Source organism: Sinorhizobium numidicum (genome assembly GCF_029892045.1).
GTDB lineage: Bacteria > Pseudomonadota > Alphaproteobacteria > Rhizobiales > Rhizobiaceae > Sinorhizobium > Sinorhizobium numidicum.
In genome coordinates, this window is record NZ_CP120368.1 from 3205816 (window position 1) to 3222369 (window position 16554).

15 protein-coding genes and 1 pseudogene are annotated in these 16554 nt (G+C 61.9%); 11 read left to right on the forward strand and 5 right to left on the reverse strand.

The window, feature by feature from the left end:
• The first annotated feature begins 12 nt into the window (after positions 1-12).
• The 4 genes from purE (at position 13) to PYH37_RS26730 (ending at position 2546) form a co-directional block, all read left to right on the forward strand.
• A complete protein-coding gene (gene purE / locus PYH37_RS26715; protein WP_280735972.1) occupies positions 13-477 on the forward strand; it encodes a 5-(carboxyamino)imidazole ribonucleotide mutase in 465 nt (154 codons plus the stop codon).
• Positions 474-1523 carry a 5-(carboxyamino)imidazole ribonucleotide synthase gene (locus PYH37_RS26720; RefSeq protein ID WP_280734479.1) on the forward strand — a complete coding sequence of 350 codons (1050 nt, stop codon included), beginning with the start codon at positions 474-476 and terminating at the stop codon, positions 1521-1523. The genes purE and PYH37_RS26720 overlap by 4 nt, the downstream gene beginning before the upstream one ends.
• 190 nt (positions 1524-1713) lie before the next feature.
• On the forward strand, positions 1714-1839 hold the full coding sequence (ykgO, locus tag PYH37_RS26725; protein WP_065998194.1) for a type B 50S ribosomal protein L36: 126 nt from the start codon (positions 1714-1716) through the stop codon (positions 1837-1839).
• Positions 1840-1931: 92 nt separating this feature from the next.
• Entirely contained in the window at positions 1932-2546 is a 615-nt protein-coding gene (locus PYH37_RS26730; protein WP_280734481.1) for a tetratricopeptide repeat protein, read from the forward strand.
• Between the two features lie 414 nt (positions 2547-2960).
• Here PYH37_RS26730 and pyk read toward each other — a convergent pair whose 3' ends face one another.
• Together pyk and PYH37_RS26740 are read right to left on the reverse strand one after the other, a co-directional pair.
• Complete coding sequence (gene pyk, locus PYH37_RS26735; RefSeq protein ID WP_280734482.1) at positions 2961-4400, reverse strand: pyruvate kinase; 1440 nt, start codon at positions 4398-4400, stop codon at positions 2961-2963.
• Positions 4400-4780 (reverse strand): annotated as a pseudogene (locus PYH37_RS26740) (DUF1036 domain-containing protein); the annotation flags it as partial. The gene pyk and the pseudogene PYH37_RS26740, both read right to left, overlap by 1 nt.
• Before the next feature lie 286 nt (positions 4781-5066).
• Here PYH37_RS26740 and PYH37_RS26745 point away from each other — a divergent pair.
• From PYH37_RS26745 to PYH37_RS26755, 3 genes are all read left to right on the forward strand, one after another.
• Positions 5067-5861 (forward strand): N-formylglutamate amidohydrolase, encoded by a 795-nt coding sequence (locus tag PYH37_RS26745; RefSeq protein WP_280734483.1) that lies wholly within the window; start codon positions 5067-5069, stop codon positions 5859-5861.
• Positions 5862-5882: 21 nt separating this feature from the next.
• Positions 5883-6188: a DUF1244 domain-containing protein gene (locus tag PYH37_RS26750; protein ID WP_280734484.1), complete on the forward strand. Its 306-nt coding sequence runs from the start codon at positions 5883-5885 to the stop codon at positions 6186-6188.
• Positions 6189-6482: 294 nt separating this feature from the next.
• A complete protein-coding gene (locus PYH37_RS26755) occupies positions 6483-6755 on the forward strand; it encodes a DUF2312 domain-containing protein (RefSeq protein WP_280734485.1) in 273 nt (90 codons plus the stop codon).
• Between the two features lie 75 nt (positions 6756-6830).
• Here PYH37_RS26755 and PYH37_RS26760 read toward each other — a convergent pair whose 3' ends face one another.
• Together PYH37_RS26760 and PYH37_RS26765 are read right to left on the reverse strand one after the other, a co-directional pair.
• The gene (locus PYH37_RS26760; RefSeq protein ID WP_280734486.1) at positions 6831-8687 is read right to left on the reverse strand and encodes a peptidoglycan L,D-endopeptidase MepK; all 1857 of its coding nucleotides are present in this window, start codon (positions 8685-8687) and stop codon (positions 6831-6833) included.
• 180 nt (positions 8688-8867) lie between these two features.
• Complete coding sequence (locus PYH37_RS26765) at positions 8868-10412, reverse strand: sigma-54-dependent transcriptional regulator (protein WP_280734487.1); 1545 nt, start codon at positions 10410-10412, stop codon at positions 8868-8870.
• Between the two features lie 290 nt (positions 10413-10702).
• On the opposite strand from PYH37_RS26765, the gene PYH37_RS26770 reads away from it, so the two are divergent.
• From PYH37_RS26770 to PYH37_RS26780, 3 genes are read left to right on the forward strand one after another with little or no spacing between them, the layout of a single operon-like run.
• Positions 10703-12577 (forward strand): M3 family oligoendopeptidase, encoded by a 1875-nt coding sequence (locus PYH37_RS26770; protein ID WP_280735974.1) that lies wholly within the window; start codon positions 10703-10705, stop codon positions 12575-12577.
• Positions 12578-12631: 54 nt separating this feature from the next.
• A complete protein-coding gene (locus PYH37_RS26775; RefSeq protein WP_280734488.1) occupies positions 12632-13789 on the forward strand; it encodes an aminodeoxychorismate synthase component I in 1158 nt (385 codons plus the stop codon).
• Positions 13786-14412: an aminotransferase class IV family protein gene (locus PYH37_RS26780; RefSeq protein WP_280734489.1), complete on the forward strand. Its 627-nt coding sequence runs from the start codon at positions 13786-13788 to the stop codon at positions 14410-14412. The genes PYH37_RS26775 and PYH37_RS26780 overlap by 4 nt, the downstream gene beginning before the upstream one ends.
• On the opposite strand, the gene PYH37_RS26785 is transcribed toward PYH37_RS26780, so the two are convergent.
• Positions 14377-15327 (reverse strand): GGDEF domain-containing protein, encoded by a 951-nt coding sequence (locus PYH37_RS26785; RefSeq protein ID WP_280734490.1) that lies wholly within the window; start codon positions 15325-15327, stop codon positions 14377-14379. The two genes, PYH37_RS26780 and PYH37_RS26785, sit on opposite strands and share 36 nt — an antisense overlap.
• A 146-nt stretch (positions 15328-15473) precedes the next feature.
• On the opposite strand from PYH37_RS26785, the gene PYH37_RS26790 reads away from it, so the two are divergent.
• Positions 15474-16355, forward strand: coding sequence for a heme-dependent oxidative N-demethylase family protein (locus PYH37_RS26790; protein WP_280734491.1), 882 nt, complete (start codon positions 15474-15476; stop codon positions 16353-16355).
• Positions 16356-16554 lie beyond the last annotated feature (199 nt).

Consider the following 16554-nt stretch of genomic DNA (forward strand, 5'->3'; position numbering starts at 1 on the left):
GTCGCCATCATCATGGGAAGCCAGTCGGACTGGGAAACGATGAAGAATGCGGCCGATACGCTCGAGGCACTCGACATCGCTTATGAGGCCCGCATCGTTTCCGCCCATCGCACGCCGGATCGTTTGGCCAGCTTCGCCAAAGGTGCCCGCGACGAAGGCTTCAAGGTGATTATCGCCGGCGCCGGCGGTGCGGCGCATCTTCCGGGCATGTGCGCCGCGATGACGCCGCTGCCGGTCTTCGGCGTTCCGGTGCAGTCGAAGGCTCTTTCGGGCCAGGACAGCCTGCTCTCGATCGTCCAGATGCCGGCAGGCATTCCGGTTGGTACGCTCGCGATCGGCAAGGCGGGGGCGGTGAATGCCGCCCTGCTCGCCGCCGCCGTTCTCGCTCTCAGCGATGAGGATCTCGCCGACCGCCTCGACGACTGGCGTGAACAGCAGACCGTCTCGGTCGCCGAATATCCTGTGGATGAAGCATGAAAACCATCGGCATCATCGGCGGCGGCCAGCTCGGCCGCATGCTGGCCATGGCGGCTGCCCGGCTGAATTTCCGCACCGTCATTCTTGAACCGCAGCCGGATTGTCCCGCCGCCCAGGTCGCGAACGCTCAGATCGTCGCGGCCTATGACGACCAGCGCGCACTCGACGAGCTCGCCACGGTCTCGGACCTCATCACCTACGAGTTCGAAAACGTCCCCGTTTCAGCGGCCGTCAGACTGGCCGCGTCGCGCCCGGTATATCCGCCGCCAAAGGCGCTTGAAGTCGCGCAGGACCGGCTCGTCGAGAAGCGGTTCATCAATGACTGCGGCATTGCGACGGCGCGCTTCCATGCCGTCGACAGTCAGGCCGACCTCGAAGCGGCATTTGCCGATTTCGGCGGGATGGGAGTTTTGAAGACCCGGCGCCTCGGCTATGACGGCAAGGGCCAACGCGTGTTTCGCTCAGCCGAGGACGATCCTTCCGGCGCCTTCATCGCGCTCGGCCAGGTCCCGCTCATTCTGGAAAGCTTCGTGCCTTTCGAGCGGGAGATCTCGATCATCGCCGCGCGCGCGTCCGATGGCAGCACCGCCTGTTTCGATCCGGGGGAAAACGTGCACCGAAACGGCATTCTCCACATCTCCACCGTGCCGGCATCGGTGGGCTCGTCGACAGCCGATGCCGCGCGGGCCGCGGCGACGGCGATACTCGGCGCGCTCGGCTATGTCGGCGTGATCGGAGTCGAATTTTTTGTCCTGGCCGACGGCAGCCTGGTCGCCAACGAGATCGCCCCGCGCGTTCACAATTCCGGACACTGGACTGAAGCCGCCTGCGTCGTATCGCAATTCGAGCAGCATATCCGCGCCATCGCCGGCCTGCCGCTTGGCGACCCTTCACGGCATTCGGACTGCATGATGCAGAATCTCGTCGGCGACGAAATCGATGATGTTCCGGCCTTGCTTGCCGAGCGCAACGTGCTCGTTCACCTTTACGGTAAGACGGAAGCGCGCGCCGGCCGCAAGATGGGCCATTTCACCCGCCTGATCTGAACCGGCCTGATCTGAACCGGAAAGCCACAGCATTGTGGGGCTCGGCAGCAAAATCCCTTCCCTTGCGGTTGACACGATTGGGGGGACACGGTATGTGCCTGCCTACTTAAGGAGCGCGCTGAATGGCGCGCTTTTGATTGTTGGAATTACCGGGCGAATTTTCGTTCCCCGAAACCTGCGGATCAGGAAAATGAAGATCAAGAATTCGCTCAAGTCGCTGAAGACCCGTCATCGCGAAAACCGCCTGGTTCGTCGCAAGGGCCGTGTCTACATCATCAACAAGCAGAACCCGCGCTTCAAGGCACGTCAGGGCTGAGGCTCTGCGGCGGCGCTTGCCGCCAGCCGGATCGGCGGATCTCTTCGGTGATCCCCCATATTTGATTTGATCTTGTTTCATGGCGGGCTACGATGTCCGCCATGCGCTTTTTTGTGATCTTGATTCTGACATGCTCCGCGGTGTTTGCCCTTTCCGAAAGGCCGGGCGATCCGCTCCTGGCAGCCGAGCCCTCTCCCCAGACGGAGACGGCAAGCGTCACGACACCAAAACAACGTCTTGACGGTTTCTTCGCGGAGCTGAAGAAGGAACGCGACGAGGAAAAGGCTCGGGAAGTGGCCGACCGAATCCGGCTCGAATGGCAGGATTCCGGCAGTGCCACCGTGAACCTTCTGATGCAATGGGCGAACAAGGCGATTGCCGACGACAAGCATCCGGTCGCGCTCGACATTCTCGATCAGGTCATCGTTCTCGCCCCGAACTACGTCGAAGGCTGGAACCGCCGCGCCACGCTGCACTATCAGATGGGCAACTATCGCAAGTCGATGTCCGACATAAACCGCGTGCTCGCGATCGAGCCGCGGCATTTCGGCGCCCTCGCCGGTATGGCCGCCATGCTCACGGCTGCCGGCAAGGACGAGCTCGCGATGCGCGCCTGGCAGCAATTCCTCGATATCTACCCGTCGGACCGAAAGGCACAGGAACAGCTCGGCGAACTCGCCGAAAAGCTTGCCGGCAGCCGGACTTGAAGCCCATGACCTAGTGCATGTGTCCTTAAATCGGAGGCAATTTAAGAAAAAAACATGCAGCAATTCAAGGCGCTACAGCGTCCTTTGCGCGCCGGATAAGACGCGCGGCGCTGTAGTGCATATTTACCTATATCTGAGCCGATTTAAGCATCAGCGACATTGTGAGCTTGAAAAAACGCGCGGCACTGTAGCGACACGCCGCTCATCCGGCCTGCCGGCCACATTCCGCCCGTGAAATGCAGAGTAGGACACGCGCGGCAAGCGCCGACCTCGGAAAAATCCTCTCCCCGCCTGCAGGGAGAGGGCTTGGGTGAAGGGCAACCGCCCGCACCTGCGGGGCAAAATCAAGCACAGATAAGACTTGCGCCTCGATCGAACGCAGCGGGAGCTTAGGCCCAAACCGGTGAGCGCGGCTCAGACGCCCGTCAGCCCGTCCGAACCGATATAGGCGATGCGCAGCATGTTGGTGGCGCCGGGTGTTCCGAGCGGCACGCCGGCCGAGATGATGATGCGGTCTCCCGGCTTGCCGAAGCCCTCTGCCGCGACGATCCGGCAGGCCCGGTTGACCATGTCGTCGAGATCGGTCGCGTCCTCGGTGACGACGCAATGCAGCCCCCAGACGACGGAAAGGCGGCGCGCGGTCTGGACGATCGGCGACAGCGCAATCACCGGCACCTGCGGGCGCTCGCGCGCGGCACGCAGGCCGGTCGCGCCGGACGACGTATAGGTGACAATCGCGGCGAGCTTCAGCGTCTCAGCGATCTGGTGGGCAGCGAGCGAGATGGCATCGGCGCCGGTTGCCTCCGGCGGCGTGCGCTGGGCGTAGATGATGCCCGGATAATGCGGATCGCGTTCGACGCTGCTGGCGATCGAAGTCATGGTCGAAACCGCTTCGATCGGGTATTCGCCGGACGCGGATTCGGCCGAGAGCATGACCGCGTCGGCACCCTCGAACACGGCCGTCGCCACATCGGAAACCTCGGCGCGGGTCGGAACCGGCGATGAAATCATTGATTCGAGCATCTGGGTCGCGACGACGACCGGCTTGCCGGCCCGCCGACAGGCGCGCGTCAGTTGCTTCTGGAGGCCGGGAACGGATTCGAGCGGCATCTCGACGCCAAGATCGCCGCGCGCCACCATCAGCGCATCCGAGAGCTCGATGATCTCGTCAATGCGCTCGATCGCCTGCGGCTTTTCGATCTTCGACATGATGCCAACGCGGCCGCGAGCGATCTTGCGGACTTCGGCGAGATCCTCCGGCCGCTGAATGAAGGACAGCGCCACCCAGTCGACCTCTCCTGTTGCCAGTACGGCGTCGAGATCGATGCGGTCCTTCTCAGTCAGCGCGCCGACGCCGAGCAAGGTGTCGGGCAGGCTCACGCCCTTGCGGTCCGAAATCTTCGTGCCGGAAACGACGGTCGTAACGATGCTCTTGCCGTTGGTCTTCTCGGCGCGGAGATGCAGCTTGCCGTCATCGATAAGCAGCCGGTCGCCGGGCTTCACGGCCTCGAGAATTTCCGGATGCGGAAGATAGACGCGGCTCGTGTCGCCGGGGATATCCCTATTGTCGAGGGTGAAGGTCTGGCCGATCTTGAGCTCGACCTTGCCTTCCGCAAACTTGCCGACGCGCAGCTTCGGCCCCTGCAGGTCGGCGAGGATGCCGATCGGCCGGCCGCAGCGCGCCTCAACGCTGCGGATCTTCTCGATCAACGAGCGCATCACGTCGTGGCTCGCATGGCTCATGTTGATACGGAACAGATCGGCGCCCGACTCGTGCAGCTTCTGGATCATCTGCTCGTCGGACGATGCTGGCCCGAGTGTGGCGAGGATTTTAACTTTTCTGTTCCGCTTCATTAATTCTGGCTTTCCTGCGTGCCGGGCGTGTCGGAAAGCTGAACCATCCAGCTGCCCTGCCGCCCCGTGTCATATTCTTTGAACCCCATGCGCTGGAAGCCGCGTGCGAAGCAGTCCTGCACGCCGGTGATCTTGAATTCGTTTTCGGCGACGCACATGTTGACGTCGCCCGTCCAGCGGCCGCCCCGGGCCGCGTCTTCCGCGTAGAGATAATAGTAGCGGGATTGAAGCTCGCCCTCGATCAGCGTGGCGCAGGTCGTTGCCGGTACCTGCCACCAGCCCTCCGTGATCCAACCTTCCTTGGCCCGATAGCCGATCGCCACGCCGACCAGATTTTGCGTCCCGTTGCAAACGCGAAAATCGGCGCGGGCATCGCCGGCAAAAAGGAACGAACCGGATACCGCCAAGGAAAACAGGAGGATAGCCCCCAACGTCGTCGACCCCGGCTTCGCTTTGGAAAAAGGATATCTAGACACGGCTTCCGACGGAACTCCGTTTTGATTTGTGTGGCACTTTCTTGCGACGGCCAGCCCCGAAAGTCAACGTAACTCTAATCGATTATATTCGTCATTCCTGTGACCGAAGGCGCGAGACTTTCGCCTTTTTCTTGCGAGCGGACCCTTTGCATGCGATCAGGAACGGAGGTCGGAAGCGAGCAGGAGCGGAATGCAGCATTATTCCCCTTACGAGATCATCAAGGGCAATCCGGCGAACGGTCTCGTGCTTCTTGCGGATCACGCCATGAACGGGCTCCCGCCGGAATATGGCCGGCTTGGTCTCCCCGAAACCGCCTTTGCGCGTCACATCGCATACGATATCGGCGTCGAACCGTTGGTCCGGCGATTGGCGGGAGCGCTTGACGCGCCGGCCGTGCTTGGCTGCTTCTCGCGTCTGCTGATCGATCCCAATCGCGGCGAGGACGACCCGACGCTGATCATGAAGATCTCGGACGGCGCGATCATTCCGGGCAACCACCCGATCACACAAGAGGAATGGGAGAATCGGCTGAACCGTTTCCATCGCCCCTATCACCGGGCCGTTTCGCAGACCATCGCTCAAACGGCGACCGCGGGCGAGAGAGCGCCACTGGTGATTTCGCTGCATTCCTTCACGCCGGCCTGGAAGAGCATCGTCCGGCCATGGCATGCGGCGGTTCTCTGGGACAACGATTCGCGCGCGGTTTTTCCATTAATCGAGCGCCTCGAGGCAGCCGGCGATATCATCGTCGGGAACAATGAGCCCTATGACGGAGCGTTGCGTGGCGATACCATGTATCGGCACTGCATGACCCCCGGCATCCCCCATGCGCTGATAGAGGTGCGGCAGGACCTGATTGCCGATGCGGCCGGTGTCGACGCCTGGGCGCGCCGCCTTGCGCCGATCTTCGCCGAGCTCAACGCCTTACCGGAGCTTCATGTGTATCACCGTCATCCTTCCCGCACAGGCGCTTATGAAGGCTGACGAAAAAGGAGATGACCTCCGATGACGGAACTCAGCCAAAATCAACGCACCGCTTTCGAGGCGGCCGCCTTTCGTCGGTTGATCGAACATCTGCGGGAGCGCAGCGATGTCCAGAATATCGATCTGATGAATCTCGCCGGCTTCTGTCGCAACTGCCTGTCGAACTGGTACCGGGAGGCCGCCGAAGCTGCTGGCGTAGAGATGACCAAGGAACAATCGCGCGAGCTCGTCTACGGCATGCCCTATGACGAATGGCGGGCGCGATATCAGCAGGACGCCTCCGTCGAGCAGCAGGCGGCCTTCGAGCGCAACCGGCCGAAGGAATGAACGAGAGCCAACTGGGTCCTCGCCTTCCTGTTTAACTTACCGCCCGGGTTGTGACTTTTGGTCGGGGCAGCGGACACTGTCACATGTTTCTTGGGCCGGCATCGATTAAAGGCAAAAGAGACAGCAACGTATAGTGCTGCTGCGACGTTTGCGCGTCTGGGACAGGCACGCCCCGCTGCAGGAGTGGCTTCGGGAAAATACCGCGGTTGTTGCGCAATCGCCCTTGACCTCGGCTGCGGTTCGCGGCAGGTCACAGCACCCAAGAAATTCATTCCCCATAGTAAGGAGAAGATCATGTCGGATGCTCACGGCGTCGCACGCGACCAGCTTCGCGCTTTCATTGAACGGATCGAGCGGCTGGAGGAAGAAAAGAAGACCATCGCTGACGACATCAAGGATGTCTATGGCGAAGCGAAGTCCATGGGTTTCGACGCGAAGATCCTGCGCAAGGTCATTTCCATCCGCAAGCAGGACCAGGATGAGCGCATGGAGCAGGAAGCGATCCTCGATACTTATCTGCAGGCGCTGGGCATGATTCCCGCCGCCGAGGCCGAGGATGCCGCATAGCCGGTCTCTCACCGACTTCAGCAAAAAGCCCGCCGGCGGACCGGCGGGCTTTTTCGTTTCCAGAGTAAATGAAGCTTAGTTGGTGCTGAACTTCTTCACTTCCATGAAGTTCACGGCAGTGCCGCTGAAGCGCGCCGTGTCGACCGTACGAGCGCCGCTGGTGAAGCCAGCCGCATAGACGGTGGTCGGCGCAACCCGGAGCGATTTGCTGACGAATCGCGGCGCTTTGACCGGCTTCGACAACGTGGCAACGCGACCGGTCGAGAGAGCCCATTCAGAAATGATCTTCTTCGTCAGCTTCGGCTCCGTACGGACAGACGACCGGCTTGCCGCGTCGGCATCCTGCTTCTTCGGACGGCCGCCCTTCGTCGGCGCTTCCGCCTGCGTATCGAAGGCGCTGTCAAAAATCGCCGCGCGGGAGTTGCGGCCGGTCTGCGGCGCATAGGCAGCCATCTGGATGGGCGGTACCGTCGTCTCGGGCTCGCTCGTCGGTGCGGCAAGCGCAACGCGGGCCCTGGCCTCTGCGGCGACCTCGCTTGGCGCATCGGCAGACGCCAGAACCGGACGCTCCGCAAAGGCCGGAACCGCTACGTTGGCATCGGCAACGGCGGCAAGTGCTGCCTCTCCAGCCGGGCGCATCCCCGGCACCGGCACGAAGCCGAGTTCCGATGCCTGGCCGTCTGCGGCTGCCACAAGCGTCTCGTTAGCGATCAGCGCATTCATGTCACGCCGGTCGAGCATTTGCGGGACGGGCACCTTGAGCGCGCTGAGATCCGCATATTCCGCCGACACTGCCGGAGTCTGGGCCGGCGTCTGCGGCATAGCTGCTGCCAAGGCATCCTGAGCACTGTTCTTTGTCGGAGCGACCAGCGCGACAGCTACCCCGCCATCGGTCGGTGCTTCCTTGAAGGCCGGGCGCACCGCTGGAACAGGCGCATTGATATTCTGCTGTTCTTCGGCAGGACCGGCCGCAACCGAACCAGCGACACCCGGAAGCGCCTCCTGGTCTGCCGAGGCCGATGCGGTCTGAACCTTGGCCGGTGCTCCCTCGCCGTCGTCGGACCCGCCGGCGGCAATTGCCGTCGGTTCTTCGTCCTCGTCCCCGCCACCGCCAAACAGCATGGCGAAGAGATTGCCGCGGCGCTTGCCGTCGGTATCGCCCGGTCCCTTGGTGCCGCCGCCGGCGACCTCGATCGCCGATGCGCCGACGCGCCGCTTGTAATCGGCGACGGCCTGCTGGAAGCCCGGCAGCGGCTTGCCGTCAGCTGGAATGTGCATCGTCTTGCCGTCGGGGAAAAGGCGCGCAAGCTCATTGCGCGTCATGCGCGGCCAGGCGCGCACCCCGCCGACGTCCATATGGACGAAAGGCGAGCCGGAGGTCGGATAGTAGCCGACGCCGCCGACCTGGAATTTCATGCCGATTTCCCTGAGCGTCTTGAGCCTCACGTCCGGAAGATAGAAGTCCATCGCCTTGCCGAGCATGTGCTGGCTCTTCTTGGCGACGCCCTTGGAGCGCGAGCGCAACATCCCGTTGGTGGCCGGCGAGCGATAAGCCGAAACGACGTGGATGTAATCGCGCGAGCCACTCTTCTGATATACTTCCCAGATGAGATCGAGGAGGCGCGGGTCCATCTTGGTCGGCTCGTTTCGCCGCCAGTCCCGTAACAAGCGGTTGACCTGCTGCAGACCCTTGGCGTCGTAGCGGCCGTTCCGTTTGAAGGTGATCTGCGCCTTTTCCTTGGTATGGATGAAATAGAGCTTCAGCGTCCGCGTCTGGCCGGCGGCCTCAACCGGGGGGGCCATGCCAGGCGTGACGAGGGAGGCAGCCAGAGCAACGGAGGCAAGAACCTGCGGCGCCTTGCGCGCAATCACGGAGCAGAGTCTGCGCGTTAAGGAACCAATAGGCTCCTTCAAACCGAACAAATTTGGCATTCAATCCCCGTCCGACGGACAACCGTGCTTTGTTGTCTCAGATGACTGTCAAATAAGGTGACAGCATGGCAAATATGCCACAGTCGTCACCGCCCCTTATAATATAGTGAACAGTTCACTAACAAGGTCTAAACGGCGACGACCGAATTGCACGGCTAATGAGTTGTGAATGCGTCGAATTTACGCCGCCTCACGCAACGGATTATCGGGATCTATGCCGTAATCCTTGAGCTTGCGATAGAGTGTCGAGCGGCCGATACCGAGTTTGCGCGCCACTTGACTCATCTGGCCGCGATAGAATTTCAGGGCAAAGCGAATCAGTTCCTCCTCGACCTCCGCGAGCTTCCTGACCTCGCCGCCTTCGTCGACACTGGCAATGGCATTCTCCAACCGGCCGTCCGGCACCTGCTCGTGGAGAGCGGCTTGCCCGGCCGCGCCGAGATCGGTCTGGGGACCGCCAATCCGTTCGATTGCCGACGGGCGACGCTCCGGTCCCGCTTCGCCCCAGGAGAAACCAGTCCGGTCAGCGACCACATAGCCCGGTATCTGCGTCGCGACCTGCGGAAAATCCTTGACCGTGAGGTCGCTGCCTTCTGCCAGTACGACGGCACGAAAGATCGCATTCTCGAGCTGCCTGATATTGCCCGGCCAGTCATAGGCGGTCAGCAGCGCCATCGCGCCGCTCGAAACCGCCAGGGGATGGTTGAGTCTCTGCTCGGCGGCGAAGCGCTCGACGAAGGCGCGCACCAGAACGGGGATGTCTTCCTTGCGCCGGCGCAGTGCTGGGATGGTGATCGGGAAGACATTCAGTCGGTAGTAAAGATCTTCGCGGAAGCGGCCTTCGCGCACTTCGTTGATCAGATCCTTGTTGGTGGCCGAGATCAGCCGTACGTTCACCTTGCGCGGCTGGCGCGCCCCGATGGTTTCGATTTCGCCTTGTTGCACGGCGCGCAGCAGCTTGACCTGCACCTCGACCGGCAGATCGCCGATTTCGTCGAGGAAGAGCGTTCCGCCATCCGCATCGGCGAATTTGCCGCTGTGCTTCTCGGTCGCCCCGGTGAAAGCGCCCTTCTCGTGGCCGAAGAGGATGCTTTCGACAAGGTTATGGGGAATGGCACCGCAATTGACGGTCACGAACGGCTTGTTCGCACGCTCGCTTGCCGATTGAATCGCGCGGGCGACCATCTCCTTGCCAACGCCCGATTCGCCCTCGAGCACGATCGGGATGTTCGATTGAGCAGCGCGGCGGGCGAGATCGAGCACACGGATCATCGCCGGGCTCGCCGAAACGACATCGTCGAAACCCACGGCTCCCCCGCGCGGGCGCCGCGAGGTCTTCACCTTACCGTCGCGGCTCGCCATCTTCAGCGCATTGCCAATTGCGATCGACAAGCGCTCCGGGGAAACCGGTTTGACGAGAAAGTCGAAGGCCCCGGCCTGCATCGCCTGCACGACGGTCTCGATGCCGCCCTGGCCGGTCTGCACGATGACCGGCATATCGACGCCACGTTCGGCAAGCGCTTCGAGAAAGCCGTGGCCGTTCATCTCCGGCATCAGCAGGTCGAGCAGAATGACATTGATGATGCCGCCCTTGCGCTCCAGCAGTTCCAGACCACTGCGCCCGTTATCGGAGAGATGGGCAACATGGCCGAGCCGTTCGATCATGTTCGTCAGCAATCGGCGCTGCACCGGATCGTCATCGATGACAAGGATATGGGATGTCACGAAAGCCTCCTGCTCTGGACACGCGGTACTCTTTGGCCAGCCTCATGTGCCAAATCATGCCAGCTATTCGTGCCATAAAGGGTTGAACATCGTGTTTTGAGAAATGCTTGCATTTTATCCATTGCCGACGATAGCAATGAGGCCCATATCGCTTGCCTGCACTACGGCGCCGTGCGTCTCTTCAGACGCTCAAAGATTTCCTGTAGCACTTTGAATCGCTGCATGGTTCATCCTAAATCGGCTCTGATTTAAGGAGCCATGCAGTGGCCACGAACGAAAGAAAACCGACGATGAATTCCGCTACGCCCTTCTTCGCCGGCCTCGGCCGAAACTCAGTATGCGCGCAGGCCGGACAGGGGACCGGCGCGCAGGCCGATCTTGGCAATCTACCGTCCTGGCGACTTGAGGATCTCTACGCTTCCTCGACCTCTGACGAATTTCGCACCGACATGGCAAAGGCCGAAACTGATGCGACCGCCTTCGAAAGCAAATGGAAGGGCAAGCTCAGGGAGGCCGCCGGCAAGACTGGAGACGCAGGCATCGGCGCGGCGGTAAAGGAGTTCGAGGCGCTCGAAGACCTGATGGGCCGCATCGCTTCCTTTGCAGGGCTGACTTATTTCTCCGATACATCCAATCCCGCCAACGGCAAGCTTTATGGCGACGTGCAGTCGAAGCTTACCGACATGTCGGCGCATCTGCTTTTCTTCTCGCTCGAGCTTAATCGCATCGAGGACGAGGTCATCGATGCGGCGCTTGAAAGGGACAGGCTGGCGGCCCACTACAAGCCCTGGATTCTCGATCTGCGGAAGGACAAGCCCTATCAACTGGACGACAGGCTGGAGCAGCTTTTCCTCGAAAAATCGATGACCGGCCCCAGCGCCTTCAACCGGCTGTTCGACGAGACGATCGCCTCCCTCACCTTCTCCGTCGACGGCGAGGCGCAGCCGCTCGAAGTAACCTTGAACCTTCTGCAGGATCCTTCCGCCGAGGTCCGCAAGAAGGCCGCGATGGCGCTCGCCGCAACCTTCAAGGCGAACATCCGCACCTTCACGCTGATCACCAACACGCTTGCCAAGGACAAGGAAATCTCCGACCGCTGGCGCGGCTTCGAGGACATTGCCGACAGCCGCCATCTCGCCAACCGTGTCGAGCGGGAGGTCGTGGACGCATTGGCGGCGGCCGTGAAGGCCGCCTATCCGCGCCTCTCGCACCGCTACTATGCGATGAAGGCCAAGTGGCTCGGTATGGAGCAGATGCAGTTCTGGGACCGCAACGCGCCGTTACCGGAGACGCCAAACGCGCTCATTCCCTGGGAGGCGGCGAAGGACACCGTACTTTCGGCCTACCACGCCTTCGATCCAGAGATGGCGGCGATCGCCCGGCGTTTCTTCGACAACCACTGGATCGATGCGCCGGTTCGCCCCGGCAAGGCACCCGGTGCCTTCGCCCACCCGACGGTTCCCTCCGCCCACCCCTATGTGCTCGTCAACTATATGGGCAAGCCGCGTGACGTGATGACCCTTGCCCACGAACTCGGGCACGGCGTGCACCAGGTGCTCGCCGGCGCGCAAGGCGCGCTGATGGCTTCGACGCCCCTGACACTTGCCGAGACCGCCTCCGTCTTCGGCGAGATGCTGACCTTCCGGGCGCTCCTCAACCAGACCAAGGACAAGCGCGAGCGTAAGGCCATGCTCGCCCAAAAGGTCGAGGACATGATCAACACGGTTGTCCGCCAGATCGCCTTCTACGAATTCGAACGCAAGGTTCACACCGCTCGCAAGGATGGCGAACTGACGGCGGATGATCTCGGCGAAATATGGCTTTCGGTGCAGAACGAAAGCCTCGGGCCGGCCATCCGAATTTCGGACGGCTATGAGACCTACTGGGCGTACATCCCCCACTTCATCCACTCTCCCTTCTACGTCTATGCCTATGCCTTCGGCGATTGCCTGGTGAATTCGCTCTACGCCGTCTACCAAAACGCCGAGAAGGGCTTCCAGGAGAAGTATTTCGAGTTGCTCAAGGCCGGCGGAACCAAGCACCATTCGGAGCTCCTGGCTCCCTTCGGTCTCGATGCAACCGATCCGTCGTTCTGGGCACAGGGCCTGTCGATGATTGAAGGGCTGATCGACGAGCTGGAGGCGCTTGATAAGGCTGAGCCGTGAGGGACGCCCCCGTCCCTCACGGCCCGATATTGAGAACAGACGACGACGGCCTCGATGATCGAACACGCGCCCTATGTCCTCTTCCGGGACGACAGCGAGAACCGCACGACGGTCTTCGCCGAACCTTCGCGCGTCGTCACGGCACGCACCCGCGCCGAGTTCCATCGCGGCCTTGCGACACTTGAAGGCGCTCATCGCGCCGGCAAGTGGATCGCCGGCTACATGGCCTACGAGGCGGGTCACCTTTTCGAGGAGAAGCTTAGCCTCTTTGCAGAGGAAAACCGGGAGACGCCGCTGATGTCCTTCGGCATCTTCGACGCGCCGACGGAAAACCATCCGCTTGCCGAACCGCAAAGGCGCCTCGAAAACGAGCCCTTCCTTTCCGAGCCCCGTGCCGAGTGGGACTTTCCCGCCTACCTTCAGCGCTTTGACAGGCTGCACCAGCACCTGCGCCGGGGCGACTGCTACCAGGCAAACCTGACGATGCCCATTCACGCGCGCTGGTCGGGTGACCCGCGTGCCGCCTTCTGGTCGCTGATCGAACGCCAGCCGGTGAAATACGGCGCGCTGGTGGCGCTCGACGGCCCTATCATCCTTTCGCGTTCGCCCGAACTGTTCTTCCGCGTCGACGCGGACGGCTGGATCGAGACTCATCCGATGAAGGGAACCGCGCGGCGCGGCGCGACGGCCGAAGAGGACGCGGCGATCATCGCTGCGATGCGCGACGACGAAAAGACCCAGGCCGAAAACCGGATGATCGTCGACCTGCTGCGCAACGACATTTCCCGCGTCACCGCCGTCGGCACACTGCACGTGCCAAAGCTCTTCGACATCGAGACCTATCCGACGGTTCATCAGATGGTAAGTCACGTGCGGGCGAAGCTTTTGCCAAATATCGGCATCGCCGAGATTTTCGCCGCCCTCTTCCCCTGCGGATCCGTTACCGGCGCGCCGAAAATGCGGGCGATGGAAATCCTGCACGCGTTGGAATCCGGACCGCGCGATGCCTATTGCGGGGCCATCGGCTTCATCGCGCCGAACGGCGTCATGCGCTTCAGCGTGGCGATCCGCACCATCTCGCTGTTCCAGCATGGCCGCGCCGTCTTCAATGTCGGCGGCGGCATCGTCTTCGATTCCAAAGCCGAGGCCGAATACGATGAATGCCTGCTGAAGGCCCGTTTTGCCGTTGGCGACGTCGAGATCGCGCGATGACCGATTTTTCCCTGATAGAGACGCTGCGCTATGAGCCAGAGGCCGACTTCGTCCGGCTCGGACTGCATATCGCTCGATTGACGCGCTCCGCCAGACGCCTTGGCTTTGCCGGAGCGGCGGCGGCAGAAATCAGGCTGCAAGAAGCGGTTCGCAATGCCGAGGGTCCGCTTCGCATTCGCCTCACACTTGATCGTGACGGCACCATCGCCGTCACGACAGCGCCTTTCACGCCGCTGCCTGGCGACGCCCTCTGGCGCGTGCGGATCGCTGCCACGCGGATCGACTCGGCCGATCGTCTTCTTCGCATGAAGACGACCCGACGCGGCGTCTACGAGGCAGCGCGGCAGGAGTTTTCCCTGGCAGAAGCCGATGAGGTGGTCCTGCTGAATGAGAAGGGCGAGGTCTGTGAAGGGACGATAACCTCGGTCTTCCTCGACGACGGAAGCGGCGCGCTGAAGACGCCGCCGATTTCCTGCGGCCTGCTTGCCGGCGTGCTCCGCACCGAACTCATCTGCCAGCGGCGGGCGCGGGTGGCGCGGCTGTCGCCTGCCGACCTCATGGAAGGCGGCCTCTATGTCGGCAATTCGCTAAGAGGTCTGATCCGGGCGCAACTCGTGGTCTGAGCCGGGAAGAGTATAGCGCCTTACTCGGTCACGCCCCTCGCGCTTGGCGAGGTGGAGCGCTTCGCCCGCACGCGAATAGATGTCGCTGACCTTGTCGCCCTCCCGGTATTCCGCAAGCCCCACCGAGCAGGTGTAGTAGAACTCGGGAATGTTCGACAGCGGTCTCGCGCTGCGCACCTTATCCAGGAGGCGATCGAGAATGAGATTAGCCTCACTGACGGTCGTGTCGGGCAGGATCAGCATGAATTCCTCGCCACCGATTCGGCCGAAGCAGTCGGTGCGACGTACAAAACCTTGCATCTGGCGGGCGAAGTCGAGTAGCACCTCGTCGCTGCGCTGGGGACCATATCGATCATTGATCGCCCTGAAGTAGTCGATGTCGATGATCGCCACGCAGCCCCACATCTGCGGGTTCTCAGCGCAGTTCTGGATGAATTCGGCAAGCTTTCCCAGTGTCTGTCGGCGGTCGGGCACACTGATCAGCTCTTCGACCTGCGAATCGCGTATGGCGAAATCCCGGTCCCGCCGGTGCTTTCGTTCCTCCTCGCGCATGCTGGTGACGTCGACCGCGATAGAGAGCCGCCAGCCCTTCTCGTCGACAGTCTCTGTAACCAACAGCGAGCGCCCGTCGTACAGATCGGCTTCCGTCGTACGAGACGGCGCGCTGCCGCGACGCTCGAGCGCGGAGACGATCCACCCCTCGACGTCGCTGGTCCCAATGACCGCCCCAGTGCCGGCCGCGTGGTTGCGACGCACGATGTCCGCCCAGGTCGGTGCCTCATCGACGCCGACATGATAGGCGGAACGAAATGCCGCATTGGCGAAGCGCAGCCGGTCATGCTGATCGTAGAGCGCGATCAGCACGGGCGTTCTGGACTGCAGGCCCATCAGGGCCTTGACGTATTCACCGGTCACGGTCGTCTGCTCCAGTTCGGACAGCAATATCAATCAAAGCGCGAAGCGGATGGCCTAAGTAAAGCTATAGCACGAAACGCTTGTGGCAAGCCACATAGCATGCGAAACGCAAGGGATTGGTTAAGCCGCAGAGATAATCATCGCGCATGAAGCACACGCCTTATGACGGCTCGTCGAAGCCTTTCACGATCGGGCTCGTGCAGCTCGAGCCCGACCGCTGGATAGAGCCGGACGACGACGCATTGGACTTCTATCTGTCGGAGAAGGCGAGGCTCATGCAAGCGAGCCGCGAGAGTATCTTCATGGCGCAGGCCGGGACGGATGCCGCCCAGCGGGAACTCCTCGGCGCGCTGACGGAATACCTTCCTCGCCGCTATCCCGGGATCTACCGGCGCGAGGATGCTGCGATGATCGTCAACGGGCGCCGGGTGGCTCTTGACCGCGACGCTCCACTGCTGGCGGCCGGATCGCTGGTCCAGGACGACTTGGCGATCATGGAGCGCAAGGATGGCGATTGGCGCCTTACCGCGGCCTATGTCGCCTTCCCGTCATCCTGGTCGCTCGCCGAAAAATTCGGCCGGCCGATGCACGAGATCCATGCGCCCGTGCCTGGTTTCGAAGAGGGCAGCCGCAACGCGGAACTGATCACCCGCATGTTCGACAACCTGCCGCCCGGCCGCTTCGTCGAGCGTTTCAACTGGGCGATCAATGTCGACGGCGCGCTGCATCTGCCGAAGTCGAAGTCGGAGGGCATCGGCGCCGAAGCAGTCGCGCTTTCCGAAGACGGCACCTTCGTCCGCATCGAACGGCAGACACTTCGCAAAATGCCAGAGACGGGTGCGATCGTTTTCACCATCCGCATCTATTCCGATCCGCTCGCAGTACTGAGGAAGCGACCGGACGCAGCGACGCTCGCCCGCTCCTTCGTCAACCAGTTGCGGGAACTGACGACGCCGCAAGCAGCCTACAAGGGCCTCGTCAGCAAGCGGGAAGCCCTCGTCGCGGCTTTGCTGGCGATCGCCGGTTAAGCAAAGTCTCAAATCACGGTTGACCCGCCAGCTCTTTATTGTGACAGGAATCTATGCTCTACAGCGCCGCGCGTCTATTCAGACGCGCAAAGGTCGCTGTAGCACTTTAAATTGTTGGTGCACGATTTTGTCCTTGATCGATCCCGACTTAAGGAGTCATGCAGCAGGCCTCACGAAGAATTCGAGGCTCGCTTTTGCG

Coding starts and splice junctions, on each gene's coding strand:
- purE (WP_280735972.1), top strand. CDS start 13: ATGGGAAGCCAGTCGGACTGGGAAACGATGAAGAATGCGGCCGATACG.
- PYH37_RS26720 (WP_280734479.1), top strand. CDS start 474: ATGAAAACCATCGGCATCATCGGCGGCGGCCAGCTCGGCCGCATGCTG.
- ykgO (WP_065998194.1), top strand. CDS start 1,714: ATGAAGATCAAGAATTCGCTCAAGTCGCTGAAGACCCGTCATCGCGAA.
- PYH37_RS26730 (WP_280734481.1), top strand. CDS start 1,932: ATGTCCGCCATGCGCTTTTTTGTGATCTTGATTCTGACATGCTCCGCG.
- pyk (WP_280734482.1), bottom strand. CDS start 4,400: ATGAAGCGGAACAGAAAAGTTAAAATCCTCGCCACACTCGGGCCAGCA.
- PYH37_RS26745 (WP_280734483.1), top strand. CDS start 5,067: ATGCAGCATTATTCCCCTTACGAGATCATCAAGGGCAATCCGGCGAAC.
- PYH37_RS26750 (WP_280734484.1), top strand. CDS start 5,883: ATGACGGAACTCAGCCAAAATCAACGCACCGCTTTCGAGGCGGCCGCC.
- PYH37_RS26755 (WP_280734485.1), top strand. CDS start 6,483: ATGTCGGATGCTCACGGCGTCGCACGCGACCAGCTTCGCGCTTTCATT.
- PYH37_RS26760 (WP_280734486.1), bottom strand. CDS start 8,687: ATGCCAAATTTGTTCGGTTTGAAGGAGCCTATTGGTTCCTTAACGCGC.
- PYH37_RS26770 (WP_280735974.1), top strand. CDS start 10,703: ATGAATTCCGCTACGCCCTTCTTCGCCGGCCTCGGCCGAAACTCAGTA.
- PYH37_RS26775 (WP_280734488.1), top strand. CDS start 12,632: ATGATCGAACACGCGCCCTATGTCCTCTTCCGGGACGACAGCGAGAAC.
- PYH37_RS26780 (WP_280734489.1), top strand. CDS start 13,786: ATGACCGATTTTTCCCTGATAGAGACGCTGCGCTATGAGCCAGAGGCC.
- PYH37_RS26790 (WP_280734491.1), top strand. CDS start 15,474: ATGAAGCACACGCCTTATGACGGCTCGTCGAAGCCTTTCACGATCGGG.